This window comes from Nautilia sp., assembly GCF_053994455.1.
This window is the reverse complement of the sequence record NZ_JBMYAU010000096.1, coordinates 1-4,434: the sequence shown is the minus strand read 5'-3', so window position 1 is coordinate 4,434 and position 4,434 is coordinate 1. Positions and strand designations below refer to the sequence as shown.

Below are 4,434 nucleotides of genomic sequence, written 5' to 3'. Positions count from 1 at the left end.
CTGATTCCTGTAACTTTTACTTCCTTTGCGTTAGATGACGTTCCTAACGTTTGACATCCTGTAAATATAAATCCTGCTATTAAAGCAGAACTAATTAGTAGTTTTCTCATTTCTCTCTCCTTTTGAGTTAATATAATTTCTTAAAGAAAATTTCAGCGCATTGTCGTTACAAACTTCGATACATCTTCCGCAGTTTGTACATTCGATACCTGAAATAAAGTCGCTTTTTTTATTAATTACAGGTGTTAATACCTGGCTTTCCGGACAAATTTTTAAACATTCACCGCAGTTTGTGCAGTTGTCTTTATTATGATATACGCGAATTACACTTTTGGTTCCGAGTACGCTGTACATAGCACCGACCGGGCATATATGTCCGCACCAGCCGTTTTTTAAAACGAATGCGTCGAAAATAAATATTGTTAACAGCCATACCCATCCGAATCCTAATGAAAAAGCGACACCCCTTGTAAAAATTCCGATTGGATTTATAAATTCGAATGCCGCCGCTCCGATAAGTGCGGATACTATCAATAATACCGCTAAAAAGGCGTATCTGAAATTTCTGGTTTTATTCGTACTGATTAAATTGTCTTTTTCATGATTTGTTTTTCTTCTGACCCATGCTGCAAAATCGGTTATTAAATTGACCGGGCAAACCCAACTGCAGTATGCTCTCCCTCCGATTATCCCATAGATTAAAAAAACGATAAAAATACCGATTATCAAATCCGCACTGATTACGGCACCTGCAAATAGCATTTGTAATACCGTAAAAGGATCTGCTAGCGGTATCGTATTAAAAAGCTTCGAAAAGCTTAAATTACCTACTAATATTTTCCATCCGTACGCATTTGCGGCAAAATAGAGAAACAATATCGTAAGCTGGGATATTCTTCTTAAAATCAGATATTTGTTTTTAATTATTGATCCCATTTGATTCCTTCATTCAAATTATCGACCGCGCTTTTTTTGCTCCTACCGGTTACCGTTTTGGTATTAGTAGAGGCATTTTTTACACGCTGTTGATCTTTTTTATCCCAGCCTTTTACGTATCTATCTCCCGCTTTTCCGAGGACGACTTCTCTCGGGAATATTTTAATTGCCGCAACTTCCGTAACACATGCCTGCTCACACATACCGCATCCGGTACATGCATCTTCATGCACAACCGGTATTCTGTATGCATGTTTGCCCGTTCTTTTGTTTTGTCTCCATTCGATGGTTATGGCTTTGTCAAGTTCGGGGCATGCCCTGTAACAGGCTGTACACTGTAATCCCCAAAACGCGATGCAGCTGCTCGGATCAATTACGGCGACGCCCATTTTAGCGTAATCGATAGCAATTTCACCCTTTTCGTTTTTGCATTCTTCCGGTGTAAGAGCTCCGCTCGGGCACGCATACATACAAGGTATGTCGTCACACATAAAACAAGGTCCCGTTCTTGCTATAAAATAGGGTGTGCCGATAGGAACTTTATCTCCGGGCGCACCTAATTTTAATGTAATAATTTCATTTCCGTCTATTATGACTTTGTTTTCCCTGTTTTTGCAAGCTTCCACACAAAGCCCGCATCTTATGCATGTTTTAAGAAAATCATTTTCTTTTAAAGCACCCGGAGGTCTTAATGTCAATTCTTTCGCCTTGTTTTCTTCGGCAAATCCGGCAACAACGGTTCCGGCGACGGTAGCCGCCGCACCCGCTTGAATTAAATTGACTAAAAATGAGCGTCTTTTATTTTCCATTTATATCCTTAAGCTTTATATATTTTAACAGCCGCTTTTTTATAATCCGTCTCTTTACTCATAGGACATGTAGCGTCAAGACAAACTTTATTAATTAATATTTTTTCATCAAAGAATGGAACAAATACTAATCCTCTTGGAGGTTTATTTCTTCCTCTTGTTTCAACTCTCGCTTTAACTTTACCTCTTCTACTTTCTATTACGACTAAATCGAATCTGTTAAGTCCGAGTGCTTTAGCATCTTTAGGGTTCATATAACAAAGCGCTTCAGGCATTGCTCTATATAATTCAGGTACCCTCATAGTCATTGTACCGGTATGCCAGTGTTCTAGAACTCTACCCGTACATAGCCAGAAGTTGTAACCTTTTGTATCGTATTTAGGATCTTCAGGATGCACCATAAACGGTCTCCAGAAAATTTTCGCTTTGTTTGCTAAGCTGAATTTAGCTTTTGTTTTAGGCCCTTTAAGGTCACCTCTTTTAAGTGCTTTAAGAAGCGGTCCGTAAAATGCGAATTTTTCTCCCGGTTTTGCGTATTTTCTTGCATACGGGTCGTATTCGGCGTTAAATCTCCATTTAGTCTCTTTACCGTTGACTACCGGCCATCTAAGTCCTCTAACTTTATGATATGTATCGAAGTCTGCTAAGTCATGTGCATGTCCGAGACCGAATTTTCTGTATTCTTCCCATAATGCTTTATGTACGAAGAATCCGTAACCTTTCCACTCTTTACCGTCAGTTCCTATAATTCTTCTGCCGTCTCCCGCCGCTTCGGTATTGTTATGCAGTTTTCCTGTTTGAGGATTTTTCGCAATCGGATCCGGCCATTTAAATTTATGATATTCAGCTCTGTTAAAGAGTACGTCAAACAGTGTCATTTCAGGATCATATCCCATAGCTTTCGCTTTATCAAGTACGCTTGGAAGTTTAGCTTGAGGATGTGCTTTCCATACCTCTTTAAGTTTAAATCTCTTAGAAAATTCCATAATAGTCCATAAATCAGGCATTGCTTCACCCGGAGGTGTTACCTGTTGTCTCCAGTGCTGAGTTCTTCTTTCCGCATTACCGTAAGCTCCCCATTTTTCATAAATCATAGCTACCGGTAAAATTAAGTCGGCAACCCTTGCTGATACACCAGGATATGCTTCATTTACAACAATGAAGTTATCCATCGTTCTTGCCGCTTTAATCCAATGGTTTGCATTTGCCGTATTTTGCCATGGGTTGTTTACGTGAACCCAAGCCCATTTGATTTTACCGTCTTCAATATCTCTCATGATTTTTACAAAGTGACTTCCGACTTTAGGATTAAGTGTTCCTTCGGGAATTTTCCACATTCTTTCGGTAATTTTTCTGTGTTTAGGATTACCTACAAGCATATCCGCTGGAAGTCTATGAGCGAATGTACCTACTTCTCTTGCCGTACCGCACGCACTCGGCTGACCTGTTAATGAGAACGCACCGCTTCCGGGTTGGGATTGTTTACCGACTAATAGATGAACCATATAAACAAGTTCGTTGATCCAGCTTCCTCTTACGTGCTGGTTGAATCCCATTGTCCAGAAAGATAATGCTTTTCTGTTAGGATCGCAATATAAATCAGCCAGTTTTACTAATTTTCTTTTGAAACTGTCAAGTGATTCATCAGGATCACCTTTTGCAACTTTTGCTACATAGTCAAGTGTATAAGGCTCCACGCCTTTTTTGAAATCTTCAAAACTGATTTGCCAATGCCAGAACGGTTTTTTACCGGCAGTGTGAGTCATTTGCATTTCATCGCCGGCTTTCCATTTACCGATAGGTGATAATGCAATAGCTTCTTCATCGGTCACCACTTTTGCAACCTGTTTTGCCACCGTATCTCTTTCTTTGTCGGTAACGTGTGGTGAATTAGGATTTCTCATTCCGTATCCGATATCCGCGTGTCCTGTAGCGAAGATTGTGTGTTTTTTAACAAAATCCCAGTTTACAGCATTTCTTTTAATAATTTCTCTTGCAAGATAATTCATTATGGCAAGATCCCCGTTCGGTCTGAAAATGATTTCCATATCGGCAAGATTCGAACATCTGTTTCTATATGTGGATAGGTTTACTATATAGTATTTATCGGGATTGTTAAGTTTCGCATCGGATACCCTTGACCATAGAATAGGATGCATTTCCGCCATATTCGCACCCCATACGAATACGGTATCCGTAATTTCGATATCGTCGTAACATCCTGCTGGTTCGTCAATACCGAATGTTTGATAAAAACCTACAACCGCACTCGCCATACAGTGTCTTGCATTCGGGTCTATGTTGTTACTTCTCCATCCCGCTTTTACCAATTTAACAGCCGCATAACCTTCCTGAATCGTATACTGTCCCGAACCGAATACCGCAACACCGGTCGGACCTAATTCGTTATAGTATTTTTTAAACTGTTTTTCCATTTCATCGAAAGCTCTTTTCCAGCTTACCGGTCTGAACTTACCGTTTTTATCAAATTCACCTTTGTCATTCATTCTTAATAAAGGTTGAGTAAGTCTGTCCGCACCATACATAATTTTTGCGTTGAAGTATCCTTTAATACAGTTGATACCTCTGTTAACCGGACTTTCCGGGTCACCTTTAACAGCTACGATTTTGTCGTCTTTAACTGCAACCATAATACCGCATCCGGTACCGCAGAAACGACAAACCGCCT

The 4,434-nt window shown here is 39.9% G+C and carries 3 protein-coding genes; all 3 read right to left on the bottom strand.

Annotated features, from left to right (window positions below; all coding sequences use genetic code 11):
- Positions 1 to 90: 90 nt before the first annotated feature.
- Complete coding sequence (gene napH / locus ACXJIE_RS07240) at positions 91 to 936, bottom strand: quinol dehydrogenase ferredoxin subunit NapH (protein ID WP_456480300.1); 846 nt, start codon at positions 934 to 936, stop codon at positions 91 to 93.
- Complete coding sequence (gene napG, locus ACXJIE_RS07235; RefSeq protein WP_456480299.1) at positions 924 to 1,745, bottom strand: ferredoxin-type protein NapG; 822 nt, start codon at positions 1,743 to 1,745, stop codon at positions 924 to 926. Before napG ends, napH begins: the two co-directional genes overlap by 13 nt.
- 8 nt (positions 1,746 to 1,753) lie before the next feature.
- Positions 1,754 to 4,434 (bottom strand): nitrate reductase catalytic subunit NapA (gene napA / locus ACXJIE_RS07230; protein WP_456480298.1); only part of this gene is annotated, 2,681 nt, incomplete at its 5' end.